Raw genomic sequence first — 16014 nt, forward strand, 5'->3', positions numbered from 1 at the left:
GGAGGAGCCGTGAGCGAGATCGTCCTCTGTGGCGGGACCGGCGACCTGGGCGGCCGGATCGCCGCCCGGCTGACCGAGCGGCGGATCCCGTTCCGGGCGCTGGTCCGGCCGCACAGCGACACCACCGCCCTGCGGGCCCTGGGTGTCGAGCTCAGCGTCGGGGACCTCACCGACCCGGCCGGTCTCGACCGGGCGCTGGCCGGCGCGCGGACGGTCGTCACCACCGCCAACGGCCTCGGACGCAGCACGGCCGGGGCGAGGGACGTCTCCATCGAGCGGGTCGACCGCGACGGGAACGCGGCGCTGGTCCGGGCGGCCGAGGCGGCCGGCGTCGAGCGGTTCGTGTTCGTCTCCTCGCAGGGCATGACCGACGCGATGGTGGACCTGGTGCCCCTCTTCGCCGCCAAGCGGGCCACCGAACGGTTGCTGCAGGCCTCGACCATGCGGTCGGTGCTCGTCCGGCCGGCTGCGTTCCAGGAGACCTGGCTCGGCCCGGAGTCCGGCATCCGGCCGGAGAAGCGGCTGGCCGTCGTCCACGGTCGCGGCCGCACGCCGGTGCCGTACGTCGCCGCGGACGACGTCGCCGAGGCCTGCGTACGGCTGGCGACGATGGAGGACCCGCCCGAGGCGCTGGACCTCGGCGGACCGGAGGCGCTGACCCGGCACGAGGTCGTCGACGCCTTCGAGCGCGCGCTGGGCGTGCGCATGCGCCGGATCGTCGTCCCCCGCCGGGCGCTCGCGTTCGGCGCCCGGGCTCTGCGCCGGCGTCGGCCGGAGCTCGCCTCGGTCCTGGGCATCGCGCTGTACCGGGACGTGGGCGAGGAGGTCGGCGCCGACGGGCTGCGGGCCCTCGGCATCGAGCCGCGGCCTGCATCGGCGCACATCGCCGCCCTGGCACGAGCGGTCGCCCGGACCTGAGTCCGCTCAGCCCTCGGTGCCGGTCGCTGTGGAGCGCTGGTCGGCGTACCTGCGGCGGGCGTCCTCCAGCGCCTCGATCGCCTTCCGGCGGCCCTCCCAGCCGCGGGTCTCCGCCGACTTGTCCGGTGCCAGGGCCTCGTAGATCTCGAAGAAGTGCCAGATCTCGGCGATCTGGTGCATCGCCACGTCCTCCAGCTCCTGCAGGTGCAGCTGCCGCGGGTCGGTCGCGGGGACGCACAGCAGCTTGGCGTCCGGGCCGCGCTTGTCGTGCACCCAGAACACGGCGATGACCCGGGCGCGGACGAGGCAGCCGGGGAAGGTGGGCTCGGCGAGGAGCAGGAGGGCGTCGATGGGGTCGCCGTCCTCGGCCAGCGTCCCGGGTACGAACCCGTAGTCACCCGGATAACCCGTCGCGGTGAAGAGCATCCGGTCGAGCCGGATCCGGCCGAGCCGCTGGTCGTACTCGTACTTGTTCCGCGATCCCTTGGGGACCTCGACGATCACGTCGACCTCCACGGACTCCCCCTCCTCGGTGGGACCCCAGAGCCCGGTGTGGCCGCGCAGCGGCGGTGGTCGTCGCCGGCTGGGTCCGTCGTCGCCAGGCGACCCTGGCCCGGTGCCCGTCGTGCGTCAAGCCGGACGCGGGCGGCTCGGGGACACCGGCCGGCTCAGTCGCCGGTCACCGCGTCGGCGGGGGTGCGCAGCCGGACGGCGTCCAGGCCGACGAGGACCCCGAGCTCGTCGGCCACCATGACGATCTCGGCGATCCGGCCGTCGACGACCGTGAGCACGTCGATCACCCGCAGCCAGAGCTCCCGCCCGGTGGCCGGGACCGGCCCGGCGGACGTCGTCCACGTGCCGACCTGCCGGCCGCCCATGCGGAACGCGACGGCCACCCGGTCCCCCTCCTCAACGACGGACAGCACCTCGCGTCGTACCGGGGAGAAGGTGTGCTGCACCGCCCGCGCCCGGTCGACGAAGTCCGACGGCGACATCGGCGTGCCGTTGACGGTCACCGGGTCGGCGTACAGCTCGCGGAAGGCGTCGGCCGCAGCACCGTCGTCCGCGGGCAGGGGGTCCGACCACAGCTGCAGCAGCCGCTCGACGTCGAAGGCCACCCGTCCAGGCTGGTGGCCGGCGGCCGACCGGGCCAGGGGCCGACGTCCCGACAGGAGGCGCCGAACTCGCGCTCACGACGGCGGCGATCCCCCTGGCCGACCGCTCGCCGTCCGCGAGCAGCTCGAGGGTCCGCCGTCGTACCGGGTCCAGGACGTCGGACGGGTGCACGTCGGCAGCGGGGTGTAGAAGGGAGGACGGCGCACCGGCTCCTGCGGGAACGGCGCGGCGATCCAGCACCGACGCCGACGAGGGAACGCTGATGACGCTGGCACCGGACGTGGCGACCGACCTGACGGCGGCGCTGCGCCGCGCAGGGGTCGGCGACGTCGACGACTCCGGCCTGGCCCGGGCGCTGTACTCCTCCGACGGCTCGCTGTACCGGGTGCTCCCCCGCGCCGTGGTGCGCCCGCGGCACCCCGACGAGATCGAGGCCACCCTCGCCGTCTGCCGGGAGCTCGGTGTGCCGTTCACCGCCCGGGGCGCGGGCACCTCGATCGCCGGCAACGCGGTCGGCCCCGGGGTCGTCCTCGACACCAGCCGGTACCTGTCCCGGGTGCACGCGGTCGACGCCGGATCGCGGACGGCGACCGTCGACCCCGGCGTCGTGCAGGCGGCGCTGCAGACCGCGGCCCGGCCGCACGGGCTGCGCTTCGGCCCCGACCCGAGCACGCACAACCGCTGCACGATCGGCGGGATGATCGGCAACAACGCCTGCGGGTCGCGCGCTCTGGGCTACGGCCGGACGTCGGACAACGTGGTCGGCCTCGACGTCGTCACCGGCGCCGGCGAGCGACTGCGGCTCGGGCCGGACGGCGCCTCCTCCGGCGGGGTGCTCGACCGGCTGCGGGACCTGGTGGACGGCGAGCTGGCGGCCATCCGCACCGAGCTCGGCCGCTTCGGCCGGCAGGTGTCGGGCTACTCGCTGGAGCACCTGCTGCCCGAGCGCGGCTTCGACGTCGCTCGGGCGCTCGTGGGCAGCGAGGGCACGCTCGCGGTGGTGCTGAGCGCGACCGTCCGGCTGGTCACCGACGCGCCGTACCGCGGCCTCGTGGTGCTCGGCTACCGGTCGATGGCCGAGGCCGCCGACGCCACCCCCGGGTTGCTGCCGCACGAGCCGACCGCCGTCGAGGGGCTCGACCAGCGGATCGTGCAGCGGCTGCGCGACGTCCCCGCGGCGGTGGTGCCCGACCTGCCCCGCGGCGACGGGTGGCTGATCGTCGAGCTGACCGGCGACAGCGTCGCCGAGGTCGAGGCCAAGGCGAAGGGCGTGCTCGCCGACGCCGGCGCGCTGGACTCCCTGGTCGTCACCGACGTGGCGGAGGCCGCGGCGATCTGGCGGATCCGCGAGGACGGCGCGGGCCTGGCCGCCCGCACCTCCGACGGGCGCCCCGCGCACGCCGGCTGGGAGGACGCCGCGGTGCCGGTCGAGCAGCTCGGCGCCTACCTGCGCGAGTTCGAGGCGCTGCTGGACCAGCACGGGCTGCAGGGGGTGCCATACGGCCACTTCGGCGACGGCTGCGTGCACGTGCGGATCGACTTCCCGCTCGGACGCGGCGAGGACCGGGGCCGCGAGGCCTACCGGGCCTTCGTGACGGACGCCGCCGCGCTGGTCGCCCGCTACGGCGGCTCGGTCTCCGGCGAGCACGGCGACGGCCGGGCGCGCAGCGAGCTGCTGTCGTCCATGTACTCCCCGCACGTGCTGGGCCTGTTCGAGCGGGTCAAGGGCCTGTTCGACCCGGCCGACGTGCTCAACCCCGGCGTCCTGGTGCGCCCGGCGCGGGTTGAGGACGACATCCGGGTGGCCGCGGCACCGCGGAGGACGACGGATCTCGCGCTGGCCTACCGGCACGACGGCGGCGACTTCTCCGCCGCGGTGCACCGCTGCACCGGGGTCGGCAAGTGCCGGGCCGACCTGCAGGCAGGCGGTGGGGTGATGTGCCCGTCCTGGCCCGCGACGCGCGAGGAGAAGGACACCACCCGCGGCCGGGCGCGCGTGCTGCAGGAGATGCTCGCCCCGGGCGGGCCGGTGCGGGACTGGCGCTCGCCGGAGGTGCACGAGGCCCTCGACCTGTGCCTGTCCTGCAAGGGCTGCTCGCGCGACTGCCCGACCGGCGTGGACATGGCCTCCTACAAGGCCGAGGTGCTGCACCAGAGCTACCGCCGCCGGCTGCGCCCGCGCTCCCACTACACGCTGGGCTGGCTGCCGCGCTGGGCCGACGTGGCCGCCCGCGTGCCCCGGCTGGCCAACGCGGTCACGCGGTCGCGCCTGGGCGGCCGGCTGGCCAAGTGGGGCGCCGGCGTGGACCAGCGCCGCTCGCTGCCCGCCTTCGCCGACCGCACCTTCCGGGAGACGTGGGCGGAGCGGCCCACGCCGGCCGGGGACGGGCCGCCGGTCGCGCTCTGGGTGGACTCGTTCACCGACCACTTCGATCCCGAGGTCGCCCTCGCCACGGCAGCTGTGCTGGAGGACGCCGGCTACCGGGTGCAGGTGCCCCCGGCCGAGGCGTGCTGCGGGCTGACCTGGATCACCACCGGCCAGCTGGATGCCGCCCGCCGCACCCTGGGCCGCACCGTCGAGCTGCTCGCCCCGCTGGTGGACGACGGCATCCCGGTGGTCGGCGTGGAGCCCTCCTGCACCGCGGTGCTGCGGCACGAGGCCTTGGAGCTGGTGGGCGGGCCGGCCGCGGAACGGGTCGCCGCGGGCACCCGCACGCTGGCCGAGCTGCTGCGCGAGACGCCTGGCTGGGCGCCGCCGTCCCTGGCCGGGGTGGAGGTCGTCGCCCAGCCGCACTGCCACCACCACGCCGTCCTGGGCTGGGCGACCGACGAGCGGCTGCTGCGCGAGGCCGGCGCCACGGTCACCCGGGTCGGCGGCTGCTGCGGGCTGGCCGGCAACTGGGGCGTCGAGCGCGGGCACCACGAGGTGTCGGTGGCGATCGCCGAGCACCAGCTGCTGCCCGCCGTCCGGGCCGCGGGGCCGGACGCCGTCGTCCTCGCGGACGGGTTCTCCTGCCGCACCCAGCTCGACCAGCTCGCCGGCCGCGACGGGCTGCACCTGGCCCAGCTGCTCGCCCGGGCCCCCCGTGCCTGACCCCGTGTTCGACGACCTGTCCGTCGCGGAGCTGCGGCGCCGCGGCAGCCTCAAGTGGTCGCTGTACCCCGAGGCGATCGGCTCCTTCGTCGCGGAGATGGACTTCGGCACCGCCCCGGCCGTCACCGAGGCGCTGCACGCGGCGGTGGACGCCGCGGCCTTCGGCTACCTGCCGCCGGCGCTGATGCAGGGCGTGTCGGAGGCGTACGCGGCGTGGTCGGCCCACCGGTACGGCTGGGCGGTGCCACCGGAGCGGGTGCGCCCCGTGGCCGACGTCCTCGCCGGGCTGGCCGCGGCGATCGAGCACTTCTCCCGGCCGGGCAGCCCGGTCATCCTGCCGACGCCGGCGTACATGCCCTTCCTCACGCTGCCGCCGGCGCTGGGCCGCGAGGTCGTCCAGGTGCCGATGGCGCTGGACGGCGACCGGTACGTCTACGACCTCGACGCGCTGGACGCCGCGTTCCGGGCCGGCGGGCACCTGCTCGTGCTCTGCAACCCGCACAACCCGATCGGGCGGGTGCTGGAGCCCGCGGAGATGACGGCGGTCGCCGAGGTGGTGGACCGGCACGGCGGGCGGGTGTTCTCCGACGAGATCCACGCGCCGCTGGTGTACGAGGGACACCGGCACGTGCCCTACGCCTCCCTGGGCGAGGTCCCGGCCGGGCACGCGGTCAGCGCGACCTCGGCGTCCAAGGCGTGGAACCTGCCGGGGCTCAAGTGCGCGCAGCTGGTCCTGTCGAACTCCGCCGATGCCGACCTCTGGGCCCGGGTGGGGCTGCACGCCGAGCACGGCGCCTCGACCCTCGGCGTCGTGGCGAACACCGCCGCCTACACCGCGGGCGCCGGCTGGCTGGACGACGTCCTGGCCTACCTGGACGGCAACCGCCGGCTGCTGGCCGGGCTGGTCGCCGAGCACCTGCCCGGCGTCCGGTACACCCCGCCCGAGGGCACCTACCTGGCCTGGCTGGACTGCCGGGAGCTGGGCCTGGCCCGGCCCGGCGCGTTCTTCCTCGAGCGGGCCGGGGTGGCCCTGACCGACGGGATGCTGTGCGGCGCCGCGGGCGAGGGCGCCGTCCGGCTGAACGTCGCGACACCCCGGCCGGTGCTGACCGAGGTCGTCGAGCGGATGGGCGCCGCGCTCGCCGCCCGCTGAGCACGGCCGACGGACCCCGGCGCCGTCCGACTCCGACCAGACGCTCGTGCGCGAGCAGAGGGCCACGCTCCTGCCGCGGTGTCAGCGGCCGCTCGATGCTGCTGCTGGCCCGACCGCAGCCGCCTGCTCCGGTTCCAGGTTCGCGAACGGGTGGTCGAAGACCAGGAGCCAGCCGCCGTCGGGCTGGCGCCGGGCGACCTCGGCGGACACGGCCGACATCGTCTGGTCGCCGGCCGTGAGCGTCCACTCGCAGCTGAGCGCGGCCAGATCGCCTGCCTCGTACACGTACCGGGTGCGCAGGCGCATCTGACCGTTCGTCCCGAGGACGTCCGACAACTCCTGCCGGACGGCGTCGAGGCCGGTGGCCACCGAGCCGTCTGCTCGGGGCATGGCGGCGTCCGGCGCGTACAGGGCCATGAGGCCGTCGAGGTCCCGACGGTTGAAGGCGGCCTCGAAGGCTGGGTGCATCTCCCTGGGCATGGGACCGGTGGGCATGAGATCGCCTCCCTGACGCCGGAGGACCGGCGGGCTGAAACGCAGTGGCGAGGAGGACCTTCGGTGAGCTGCGGCCCGGGCCGTGTGGTCCGGCACACTAGGCGGAGGACGTCACGGGAGCATCACCACGGCGTCACCACGGTCCGACCGGGACGACCCAGCCACCGCCCTGACGGAACGCGGTCGGCGATCGGGCCGCGCCGGCTGGACGTCGCCACCCGGGGTCACAGAGCCCGGTCGACCCGGGCGGACTGGGCCCGAGCGCGACCGCCCGTGGCCATCGAGCTGCAGCCGGATCGCCTCGTCGAGGACATCGCCGACGAGGGCTCTCCGGGACCTCGTCAGCGGCGGGCAGATGGGCGTCGGCGGACTCGTGCGGCCGTCCCCACGGTGGCCTGGATCAGCCGGGGAGCCCGGCCAGGAAGGCGTCCGCCTGCTCCCGCCCCGCGTCGAACAGCCGGCGGAGGAAGGCGGGGCTGCGGTCGAGCTTGCTGGGCAGGTCGAGGTCGAGGTCCAGGGTGATCTCCCGGACCTCGATGCGCCGGTACGGGGGGCCGAGCCGGTCGACCCAGTCGTTGACCTTGCGGATGCCGTACAGCTCCTGCCCGAGCGACAGGTTGCCGGCCAGCTCGTTGCGCCGGTCCGCGATGTCGCCGACCGACCTCGGCTCGGTGGCCCGCGCGCGCGGGTTGATCCGGACCACCCAGATCTCCTCCGGGCCGGCGTCGGGCAGCTCGCGCACCGGCGGGTTCTGGCTGAACAGCCCGTCCCAGTAGAGGCGGCCCCGCTCCTCGACGGCGCGGAAGAGCAGCGGGACGGCGGCCGAGGCCAGCACGGCGTTGACGGTGATCTCGCCCCGCCGGCTGGAGAAGGCCCGGAAGTCGCCGCTGAGGACGTCGACCGCGCCGACGAGCAGCAGCGGCTGGTCCTCCGGCGGGGACTCCTGCAGCCGGGCCAGCCGGTCGACGTCCACGTGGTCGGTCAGCAGGTCGGTGAAGGCGGGACCGGCGACGTCCGGGTAGAGGTAGGGGCTCACCGTCGGCAGGGACACCCGCCCCTCCAGCCGGGCCAGACCGACCAGCCAGGCGTTGGCCAGCTTCCCGCTCAGCGTGGTGGCCGCGTTGGCCTCCCAGAAGCGCTCCAGCAGCCGGCCGGCCTCGACCGCGCCGCCGGTCAGCAGGCCGTACCAGGCCAGCAGTGCGCAGACCGCGCCACCGGAGGTGCCGGACAGCGCCACGACCCGGTGGTCGTCGTCGGCCAGCAGGCGCTGCAGCACGCCGCCGGTGAACGCCGTGTGGCTGCCGCCGCCCTGGCAGGCGATCGCGACCGTCCTCATCCGTGCCCCTCCCCCTCAGCCCGCGGTGTCCACCCTCTCCCAGCCGGACGGTCGCCGCCGCATCGGCACGTACCCGCCGGAGGTGCGCTCGCTCGTCCGCCGGGTCACCTGCCCAAGTGCAGGATCACCCTCCCCTCGATGACCTCGGGCGGGCTCACCGTCAAGTCGGGCAGGTTCTGCCTGACCCAGTCCCCCGCCACGCGCGTGGACTCGGCCGCCCCGGACTCGTCCTCGAAGACGCCGACGCTGAAGCCGCCGTCCGCTGTCCTCACCAGGTGGTAGCTGGTGAACCCGGGAACACCCCGGATCACCCGCTCGACGTCATCGGTCCGCCGCTCCAGCTCGTCGAAGAGCTGCGACTCGCCCCTGTAGTGCCGGATGACCGCGTGCACCTCGCCCTCCTCCACAGCTCGACGGTCGTCTGCAGCCCGAGGTCTCACCAGCCGGTGGCCCGCTGCGAAGACCCCGGGCGCCCACCGGGCCGTTCCTACGTCGTCCAGCGACGCCCGGTCACGGTGCCTGTCCCGCGGGTGCGCACATCGTCCAGCTCGGGTCGCAACGCCGAGGTGGTCATGGCGCCCCCTCGTCCGGTCAGGTCGTCCGCTGGCCATGGTCCGCCGGGCGCCGATGGCCCTCCAGGGACGAAAGGACCCCGCCGTCACGGACTCAGCAGGACGGCGGAGCCGGGGGCGCACCGGTCGACGGGGTGCCCGCAGGGCCGCTCCCGGTCGGCGGGCCACCGGGGGCGCCGGAGGGCGCGCCGTCACCGCCCGAGCCGCCGCCGGTCGGGGTCGTGGAGGTGTCGACGCCGACCGCGAGGCGCACGGTGTACCCGCTGCTGACGTCGCCGGTGACGGTGGCCAGCTGGCCGGCGCCGCCGTCGTCCCCGAAGACGTTGTCGCCGGTGAGGCTGACCCGCGACAGGTTGCCCACCGGCGCCTCGTAGCCGGGGTCGCGTAGACCGCCTCGCAGACGTCCTGGGGCAGCGCGACCTGGGAGGTGGCGAGGGCGTTCGTGGCATCGGTGATGCCGGCCTGGTCCGGGTAGACCTCGAGGTGGACGTGCGGCCAGCGCCCGTCGTAGCAGGCCGGGAACACGCTGGTGTAGCGGACGACACCACCGGCGTCGGCGACCTGCACGCCGCGCAGGTGGTTCTGGTCCTCGATGCCGGCGTAGTACAGCGAGTAGCCGCCCTCACGGGTGCAGTGCCAGACGTAGACCGCGACGCCCTCGAAGGGGACCCCACCGTTCGCCAGGTCGCGGACGGTCAGCTCCAGGGTCATCGGCACGCCCTCGGCGGGGGCCGCTGTACTCCCCGGAGCTGGGGCGGATGTCGCTGCGGACGATGCCGCCCCCGTCCCGCAGCTGGACGCCACCTGAGAGGTCGCTGGTTGCAGCGCCCGTGCAGCTCGAGGGGCCCACGCCACCGAGTGCCGACGTCGCTGGGCAGCGACGTGCCCCGGGGCACGGGCACGGAGTCGGCCGGGAGCCGGTTCCCCCGATCCGGCACCACGAGCGGGATGGCAGGCAGTGGTCGCCCAGGTCAGCACGGAGCGCACGACCGCCGCGCACGTTCGGCGCTACGCGTCCCCGCTGGACCGCCCGACGTCGACCGTTCGCGGCACCCGTGTCCGGGCGTCCTGGGGCCCGAGGAGCTCGAGGACGGTCGGGACCCCGTCCACCACCACGGCGTCGGCGCCCGCCTCGAGCAGCGCGCCCGCCAGGTGCGCGTCCGGGCACCAGACCATGAGGCGGCGCCCGGCGCCGTGGACGAACGGCAGCGTGCCGGCCACGGTGGCCGGGCCGACCGTCCCGCGACCGCGGTCGGCGAGTGACCCGACGTGCAGCCCGAGCACGTCGACGTCCATGTGCGCGCAGGCGGCCACCGCGGCGTCCAGGGGGAAGTGGTGCCAGGTGAGCCAGCCCAACGGCAGCGAGGGCGCCTGGGCGCGCAGCGTGCCCAGCGCCGGAGGGTCGAAGGAGGTGACGAGCAACGGGCGGCGGCCCGCCTCGGCCGCGACGACGGGACCGAGCAGGGCCGCGGTCGTGCGCGACGGCGGGCGCAGGCTGTCGTCGATCGCGGACTTGAGGTCCACGTCCAGCCCCACGTCGGGTGGCAGCTGCTCCAAGAGGGTGTGCAGCCGGAGCACACCGCGCCGGTCGGCCTCCACCGCGCTGACGTCGGACACGCGGACGCCGTCGGGGAACGTCTGGTCGTGGGCCACCACCAGGACGTCGTCCGCCGTCCGCCGGACGTCGGCCTCCAGCCAGGTCATCCCCAGCGCGGCCGCCGCAGTGAAGGACCCGAGGGTGTTCTCACGGTGGCCGCGGACGACCCCGCAGCCCAGGCCGCGGTGCCCGATGACCGCCGGGCCGGCGCCGAACACGTGGGCGGCCGCGCGCGGGGACGCGGTCAGGGCGGCCTGGTGCCCACCTGTGGGCCCATCGCGTGGACGGGGCACCCCGACGTGCGTCATGAGCGGCGTCCCCCCGGTCCGGGACGGTGTCGAGCGAGCCGTGCTCCCCCATTCCACCCCCGTGGCCGGGGCGCGTCGATGGGGAGCGGCACCGGTCCGTCCGCGGGCGGCCAGGGATCAGCCGCGCAGGGCCCGCACCAGCCGGCGGACGCCGGTCCAGGTCGCGGCCGCAACGGCCACCCACGGCCCGGCGACGATGACCGGGTCGAGGAGCTGGTGCCGGACGTCGCTGCGCCCGCGCCGCGACCGCAGCCCGCCGCGGGTGAACTCCGTCCTCAGGCCGGTGGCCGGCATGTCGGGGCGCAGCGAGACGAACGACCGCAGGTGGCTGCCCCAGGCGTCGACCCGGTCACCGACGATCAGCAGCATCCAGTGCGCCAGCCGGCCCTCGCTGAAGCGGGTGTAGGCGAACCGCCGGATCGCCCCGGACAGACCGCTGAGCGGCTGGGCGGTGCCGAACACCGGCGTGACGAAGGCGTGCTCGACCGAGTGCTCGCGACCCTCGCCGCCGGGCTGCCGCTCCGGGAAGTCCCAGTGGGCGCCGGTGTCGGCCGGGTACTGCAGCTTCGGGTGCGACGGCCGGTCGGCGGGGTCGAGGTCGGCCCCCCAGCCGGGGATGCGGGCGCGCAGCTCCTCCCGGCTCGGGGGCGGGGTGCGCTTGTCCCGGAGGTAGGCGCTGGGGACGTCGGGGTGGGTCACGGTCGTCCTCCTCAGGCCGCGTCGGGCAGGATGAGCGGCTTGATGCAGCCGTCGAGCTTGCTGGAGAACACGTGGTAGGCCTCCGCGATGTGCTCCAGCGGGAAGCGGTGCGTCACCACCTCGCGCGGCGTCAGGTGGCCGTTGCGGACGTGCTCGAACATCCGCGGCCACTGGCGCTTCACCGGCGTCTGGTTCATCCGCAGGGTGAGCCCCTTGTTGAGCGCGTCGCCGAACTTCACCGCGTTGGGGATCGGCCCGTAGGCGCCGACGACCGAGATCGTGCCGCCCTTGCGGACGCCGTCGATGGCCCAGTTGAGCGCGACCGGTGACCCGCCCTGCACCTTCAGCTTGGTGCCGGTGACCTGCTGCAGGAAGTTGCCGTCGGCCTCCGCGCCCACCGCCTCGATGACGACGTCGGCGCCCAGATAGTCGGTCTGCTTCTTCATCTCGACCACGACGTCGTCGTACTCGTCGTAGTCCAGCGTCTCGGCGTGGGCCATCGTCCGGGCCTTCTCCAGCCGCTCCTGCAGGTGGTCGACGACGATCACCCGCCCGGCGCCCATCAGCCACGCCGACTGCGCGGCCACCAGGCCGACGGGCCCGGCCCCGAGCACGACGACGGTGTCCCCCTCGGCGATCTCGCCGAGCTGGGCGCCGAAGTAGCCGGTCGCCGCGGCGTCGGTGAGGACGACGGCGTCCTCGTCGTGCATCCAGTCGGGGATCTTCGCGGGGCCGACGTCGGCGAAGGGCACGCGGACGTACTGCGACTGCCCGCCGTCGTAGCCCCCGGTGGTGTGGGAGTAGCCGTAGATGCCGCCGACCGCCGTCGCGTTGGGGTTGACGTTGTGGCAGTTGGAGTACAGGCCGCGGGCGCAGAACCAGCACGACCCGCAGAAGACGTTGAACGGCACCATCACCCGGTCGCCGACCTGCAGGTTCTGGACCGAGGACCCGACCTGCTCGACGACGCCGATGAACTCGTGGCCGAAGGTGTGCCCGATCCGGGTGTCCGGCATGAGGCCGTGGTAGAGGTGCAGGTCCGAGCCGCAGATGGCGGCCAGCGTGACCCGCACGATCGCGTCGTTGGGGTGCTCGATGGCGGGGACGTCCTTGTCCTCGACCCGCACCTTGTAGGGACCCCGGTAGACCATGGCCCGCATCGCAGGACCTCCTCGCGCTCGCGGGTGGCGGGGCGACCGCCGTCCGTCCACCGGATCGGCTCCCCGGCGTCCCCCGACCCTGACCGACCCGCCGTCCGGCGGCCAGTCGGGACGCCCGGGCACCGGTCCCCCGGGGGATGAGCCCGGCCGCGCCGCGGGGCCGGCCGCGGGCAGCGGTCGGCGGCGACCTGCTCGGCGCACGGAGACCACGCTCGCCGCCCCGGCCGTGAGCGGCCCCGGTCAGGACGGCCGGTCCCCCACGGCCACCGGCCGGTCCGGGTCGGCGCTGTACTGGGACCACGACCCGGCGTAGAGCCGTCCCTGCGGCAGCCCGGCGAGCTCCAGGGCGAGCAGGTCGTGGCAGGCCGTGACGCCGGAGCCGCAGTAGGACACGACGTCGCTGTCGGCGGTCACCCCGGCCGCGGCGAACGTCCGGCGCAGCTCCTCGACCGGGCGGAAGCGGCCGCTGCCGTCCAGGGTGGCCCGGGTTGGCACGTTGACCGCCCCGGGCACGTGCCCGGCCCGCGGGTCGACCGGCTCCCGGTCGCCGCGGTACCGGTCGGGATCGCGGGCGTCGATCACCACCGCCGCCGGGTCGAGGACGTCCTCGACCCCCGCCAGCCGCGCGGCCGGCCACGGGCGGGGGGTGAACACCGCCGGCGCCGGTTCGGGCGCGGCCTGCTCCAGCGGTCCGTCCCAGGCGGCCACCCCGCCGTCGAGCAGGGCCGCCTCGTGCCCGGTCACGCGCAGCATCCAGACGAGGCGGGCCGCGACGACCCCGCCGGCGTCGTCGTAGGCCACCACGGGATCGGCGTCGCCGATGCCCAGCCTGGCCATGCCCTCGGCGAAGACCTCCGGCTCGGGTAGCGGGTGACGTCCGGCGCCGGGGGCGGCGGGCGCGGCCAGCCACCGGTCGAGGTCGACGAAGACCGCGCCCGGCAGGTGCCCGGCGTCGTAGGCGGCGCGACCGGACCGGCCGTCGAGGTACCAGCGCACGTCGGCCAGCACGACCTCGCGGCGGTGCGCGCGCAGCCAGGACGGGGCGACGACGGGAGGAACCACGGCGGCGACCCTACGACCGCCCCTCCCTCGGGCCCGGCCGGACGCGCCTCCTCCCCGGCGGCAGGGTCGCTGCCGGCGGTGAGCAGGAACCGGTCCATCGGGGCGACCAGGCTGTCGCGTCCGGCCGGGTCACCCGCGCCAGCCCGCCGTCGGGCCGCTGCTCGGCCGGGACCCGGGCGACGTCGTCGGCGCCTCCGCCGGGGGCGTCGTCGACCCGGGCGATCGCGCCGACGAGAGGACCTCAACCGCGAGGGAGCAGGCTCAGGACGTCGTCCCGGGCGCCGACCTCGCCACTGCACAGCCCCTCGGCCTCCTCGAGGCGGCGAACGGTCTGCCAGTACCCGGGGGCCCAGGCGCGCAGCACCAGCCCCTCCTCCGAGAACGCGATGAGCGCTCCCGCATCGGTGGCCATCATCCCGGCCTCCACCCGCTCGTCCGTGTCCTCCCTGATCTGCACCGTCCACGCCGGCATACCGCGCTCCCCCTGGCCCGGGGCATCTCCGTCCGACACCCGGTTCAAGAAACCAACCGGGCGCGGTCCCCGGCCGTCAACGCCCCCAGGCGCGCCCTCGCCGTGAGTAGCGGAACAGCAGCGGGCGGATCCGGGCTCAGGCCCGCCAGGCCGGTCGGAGCAGCCGGCGCAGGTCCGGCGCCCGGGCCGAGCGGTCCGGCCGCATCGAGACCCAGGTCCGTCCGCCGGTGCGCAGGCCGAACCCGATCAGCCGGCGGAGCACGACGATCGACGCGGCGGTGGCGAGCGCCTGCCAGCTCGGTTCGCCGACCAGCCGCAGCAGGCCGGCCGCGACGAGCAGGTCCAGGAACACCGGCAGCGCCGCGGCCGGACGGCGGGTCGCGACCAACCCCACCAGGCCGGCCAGCAGCGCAGCCGCGGTCACGAGCAGCGCCAGCGTCCCGGCGACCTCCTGCAGCACGGCGGTCACGTGTCCCGCGCCTGCCGTGTCCCGGTGCCCTCCTCGGCCCGCTCCTCGGCCAGCTGGCGACGCTCCTCGGCGATCTCCTTGGCGAGGAAGTAGTTCAGCGCCGTCCGGATGGCCGCCACCGCGGCGAGCTGGCCGAGCTCGCGGAAGCTGGGCGCCACCGCCGTCCGCAGCACGTCGCTGGCCAGCTGGAACTCCAGACCCAGCGCCAGGAAGCGGCCCAGGCTGAGCCGGACGGGGACGAAGGCGCGGGCGTCGCGCTCGCGCAGGCCGACGACGACGAACCGCACGAAGGCCCACAGCGCCCCGACGACGATCACCGCGGCGCCGCACGCCTCCACGATGGGGACGAGGACGCCGAGCGCCTCCACGAGCAGGTCTTCCACGGCCGCGCCCCTACCCACCGCCTCCCGGCACCACCCGGCCCGTCGGGTGGTTGCGCCCGACCCGCTCGGGTACGGGCCGGTCCGGCTCGGCGGCCGGCCCCGGGACGTCGGACGGCCGCCGCACCAGGACCCGCGGCGTCCGCCTCCCCCGCGGAACGCGCACCGAACGCGCGGTGCCGCGGTCCACCGACCCCTGGAGGGACCAGTGACGCTGCTCGACGCGGGAGCGCGGTCGGCGACGCCGTTCGCCGCCCCGGCCCGGGCCGCGACGGCGGTCTCGGGCGCGGCGGTGGTCGCCGTCCTCCTGGTCGAGCTCGCCGTCCCCGGCGGGTGGGGCGACATCGCGTGGGTCGTGCTCGTCGCCGGACTGCTGCTCGGCCTGCCGCACGGCGCGGTCGACCACCTGGTACCCGCCACGCGGCTGCGTTGGTCGCTCCCCCGGGTGGCCGTCTTCGCCGCCGGCTACGCCGCGCTGGCCGGCGGGGCGTGGCTGGCCTTCCGCGCGTGGCCGGGCCCGGCGCTGCTGCTGTTCGTCGTCGTCTCCGCCTGGCACTTCGGCACCGGGGAGACCGCCTTCGCCGACCTGCGCGCCGGTCGCCCGGTGCGGCGCCGGGCGACCGCGGCCCTCGTGGTCGGAGCCGTCGTGCTGCTCGTGCCCCTGACCCGTGGAACGGCGGGGACGGAGGCGGTCGTCGCGGCCGTCGTCCCCGGCTCCGACGGGACCCTCCCGCCGGGCGTGCGGACGGCGGTGCTCGCGGTCGTGCTACCGGCCGCGGCGCTCCTGGCGGCGGAGCTGGTGCGGCGGCGGCACCGGCTGGAGGCGGCCGAACTGTCCGCTCTGGTCGTCCTGGTGCTCGTCGTCCCGCCGCTGGCCGCCTTCGGCGTCTACTTCGGCTGCTGGCACTCCGTGCGGCACGTGGCCCGCGTGGTCGCCGAGGACCCCGGCAGCACCGCCGACCTGGCGGCCGGCCGGATCGGCCGGCCGCTGCGCCGCTTCGCGGTCCGGGCCGCACTGCCGACGGCCGCCGTTCTCGGCGTGCTGGGGCTGCTGTGGTCGGCCGCCGGTGGGTGGCCTGCCTTCGTGGCCACCGACCTGCCGCTGCTGGCCGCGCTGACGCTGCCGCACGTCCTCGTCGTCGGCTGGCTGGACGCCGCTCCCCCGTCGCCGGGACGGTGAGGC

At 75.8% G+C, this 16014-nt stretch carries 17 protein-coding genes; 4 read left to right on the forward strand and 13 right to left on the reverse strand.

Annotation, left to right across the window (positions count from 1 at the left end):
- Positions 1–9 precede the first annotated feature (9 nt).
- On the forward strand, positions 10–918 hold the full coding sequence (locus BMW27_RS07020) for an SDR family oxidoreductase (protein WP_175486402.1): 909 nt from the start codon (positions 10–12) through the stop codon (positions 916–918).
- Between the two features lie 6 nt (positions 919–924).
- Here BMW27_RS07020 and BMW27_RS07025 read toward each other — a convergent pair whose 3' ends face one another.
- The gene (locus BMW27_RS07025; RefSeq protein WP_091441115.1) at positions 925–1434 is read right to left on the reverse strand and encodes an inorganic diphosphatase; all 510 of its coding nucleotides are present in this window, start codon (positions 1432–1434) and stop codon (positions 925–927) included.
- A 152-nt stretch (positions 1435–1586) separates the two neighbouring features.
- Entirely contained in the window at positions 1587–2036 is a 450-nt protein-coding gene (locus BMW27_RS07030) for an ester cyclase (protein ID WP_091441117.1), read from the reverse strand.
- 260 nt (positions 2037–2296) lie between these two features.
- On the opposite strand from BMW27_RS07030, the gene BMW27_RS07035 reads away from it, so the two are divergent.
- Positions 2297–5128 carry an FAD-binding and (Fe-S)-binding domain-containing protein gene (locus tag BMW27_RS07035; protein ID WP_091441121.1) on the forward strand — a complete coding sequence of 944 codons (2832 nt, stop codon included), beginning with the start codon at positions 2297–2299 and terminating at the stop codon, positions 5126–5128.
- Positions 5121–6281, forward strand: coding sequence for a MalY/PatB family protein (locus BMW27_RS07040; protein WP_091441124.1), 1161 nt, complete (start codon positions 5121–5123; stop codon positions 6279–6281). The genes BMW27_RS07035 and BMW27_RS07040 overlap by 8 nt, the downstream gene beginning before the upstream one ends.
- Positions 6282–6362: 81 nt before the next feature.
- Here BMW27_RS07040 and BMW27_RS07045 read toward each other — a convergent pair whose 3' ends face one another.
- From BMW27_RS07045 to BMW27_RS07095, 11 genes are all read right to left on the reverse strand, one after another.
- Positions 6363–6776 carry a YybH family protein gene (locus BMW27_RS07045; protein WP_091441127.1) on the reverse strand — a complete coding sequence of 138 codons (414 nt, stop codon included), beginning with the start codon at positions 6774–6776 and terminating at the stop codon, positions 6363–6365.
- A 400-nt stretch (positions 6777–7176) separates the two neighbouring features.
- Positions 7177–8112 (reverse strand): patatin-like phospholipase family protein, encoded by a 936-nt coding sequence (locus BMW27_RS07050; RefSeq protein WP_091441129.1) that lies wholly within the window; start codon positions 8110–8112, stop codon positions 7177–7179.
- Between the two features lie 104 nt (positions 8113–8216).
- The gene (locus tag BMW27_RS07055; protein ID WP_091441535.1) at positions 8217–8504 is read right to left on the reverse strand and encodes a hypothetical protein; all 288 of its coding nucleotides are present in this window, start codon (positions 8502–8504) and stop codon (positions 8217–8219) included.
- 274 nt (positions 8505–8778) lie between these two features.
- Positions 8779–9045, reverse strand: a complete 267-nt coding sequence (locus BMW27_RS23650) for a hypothetical protein (RefSeq protein WP_217638057.1) — start codon at positions 9043–9045, stop codon at positions 8779–8781.
- Positions 9046–9692: 647 nt separating this feature from the next.
- Positions 9693–10589, reverse strand: coding sequence for a glycerophosphodiester phosphodiesterase (locus tag BMW27_RS07065; RefSeq protein WP_091441132.1), 897 nt, complete (start codon positions 10587–10589; stop codon positions 9693–9695).
- A gap of 117 nt (positions 10590–10706) precedes the next feature.
- Positions 10707–11288: a hypothetical protein gene (locus BMW27_RS07070; RefSeq protein ID WP_091441135.1), complete on the reverse strand. Its 582-nt coding sequence runs from the start codon at positions 11286–11288 to the stop codon at positions 10707–10709.
- Between the two features lie 11 nt (positions 11289–11299).
- The gene (locus BMW27_RS07075) at positions 11300–12448 is read right to left on the reverse strand and encodes a zinc-dependent alcohol dehydrogenase (RefSeq protein ID WP_091441138.1); all 1149 of its coding nucleotides are present in this window, start codon (positions 12446–12448) and stop codon (positions 11300–11302) included.
- Positions 12449–12688: 240 nt separating this feature from the next.
- A complete protein-coding gene (locus BMW27_RS07080) occupies positions 12689–13510 on the reverse strand; it encodes a sulfurtransferase (RefSeq protein ID WP_091441141.1) in 822 nt (273 codons plus the stop codon).
- Positions 13511–13751: 241 nt separating this feature from the next.
- Positions 13752–13982 (reverse strand): hypothetical protein, encoded by a 231-nt coding sequence (locus tag BMW27_RS07085; protein ID WP_091441144.1) that lies wholly within the window; start codon positions 13980–13982, stop codon positions 13752–13754.
- A gap of 136 nt (positions 13983–14118) precedes the next feature.
- Positions 14119–14451, reverse strand: a complete 333-nt coding sequence (locus BMW27_RS07090) for a DUF1622 domain-containing protein (RefSeq protein WP_217638058.1) — start codon at positions 14449–14451, stop codon at positions 14119–14121.
- Positions 14448–14834 carry a DUF1622 domain-containing protein gene (locus BMW27_RS07095; protein ID WP_091441147.1) on the reverse strand — a complete coding sequence of 129 codons (387 nt, stop codon included), beginning with the start codon at positions 14832–14834 and terminating at the stop codon, positions 14448–14450. The genes BMW27_RS07090 and BMW27_RS07095 overlap by 4 nt, the downstream gene beginning before the upstream one ends.
- A 205-nt stretch (positions 14835–15039) precedes the next feature.
- Between BMW27_RS07095 and BMW27_RS07100 the strand changes: the two genes are divergently transcribed.
- Positions 15040–16011, forward strand: a complete 972-nt coding sequence (locus BMW27_RS07100) for a Brp/Blh family beta-carotene 15,15'-dioxygenase (RefSeq protein WP_175486403.1) — start codon at positions 15040–15042, stop codon at positions 16009–16011.
- Positions 16012–16014: the final 3 nt, after the last annotated feature.

The organism is Geodermatophilus poikilotrophus, from assembly GCF_900111455.1.
In the GTDB taxonomy this organism is placed as follows: domain Bacteria; phylum Actinomycetota; class Actinomycetes; order Mycobacteriales; family Geodermatophilaceae; genus Geodermatophilus; species Geodermatophilus poikilotrophus.

What these genes read in the sequence shown, in the direction of transcription:
- BMW27_RS07085 (WP_091441144.1), bottom strand. Translation starts at nt 13,982, where the DNA reads ATGCCGGCGTGGACGGTGCAGATCAGGGAGGACACGGACGAGCGGGTG.
- BMW27_RS07065 (WP_091441132.1), bottom strand. Translation starts at nt 10,589, where the DNA reads ATGACGCACGTCGGGGTGCCCCGTCCACGCGATGGGCCCACAGGTGGG.
- BMW27_RS07045 (WP_091441127.1), bottom strand. Translation starts at nt 6,776, where the DNA reads ATGCCCACCGGTCCCATGCCCAGGGAGATGCACCCAGCCTTCGAGGCC.
- BMW27_RS07050 (WP_091441129.1), bottom strand. Translation starts at nt 8,112, where the DNA reads ATGAGGACGGTCGCGATCGCCTGCCAGGGCGGCGGCAGCCACACGGCG.
- BMW27_RS07075 (WP_091441138.1), bottom strand. Translation starts at nt 12,448, where the DNA reads ATGCGGGCCATGGTCTACCGGGGTCCCTACAAGGTGCGGGTCGAGGAC.
- BMW27_RS07035 (WP_091441121.1), top strand. Translation starts at nt 2,297, where the DNA reads ATGACGCTGGCACCGGACGTGGCGACCGACCTGACGGCGGCGCTGCGC.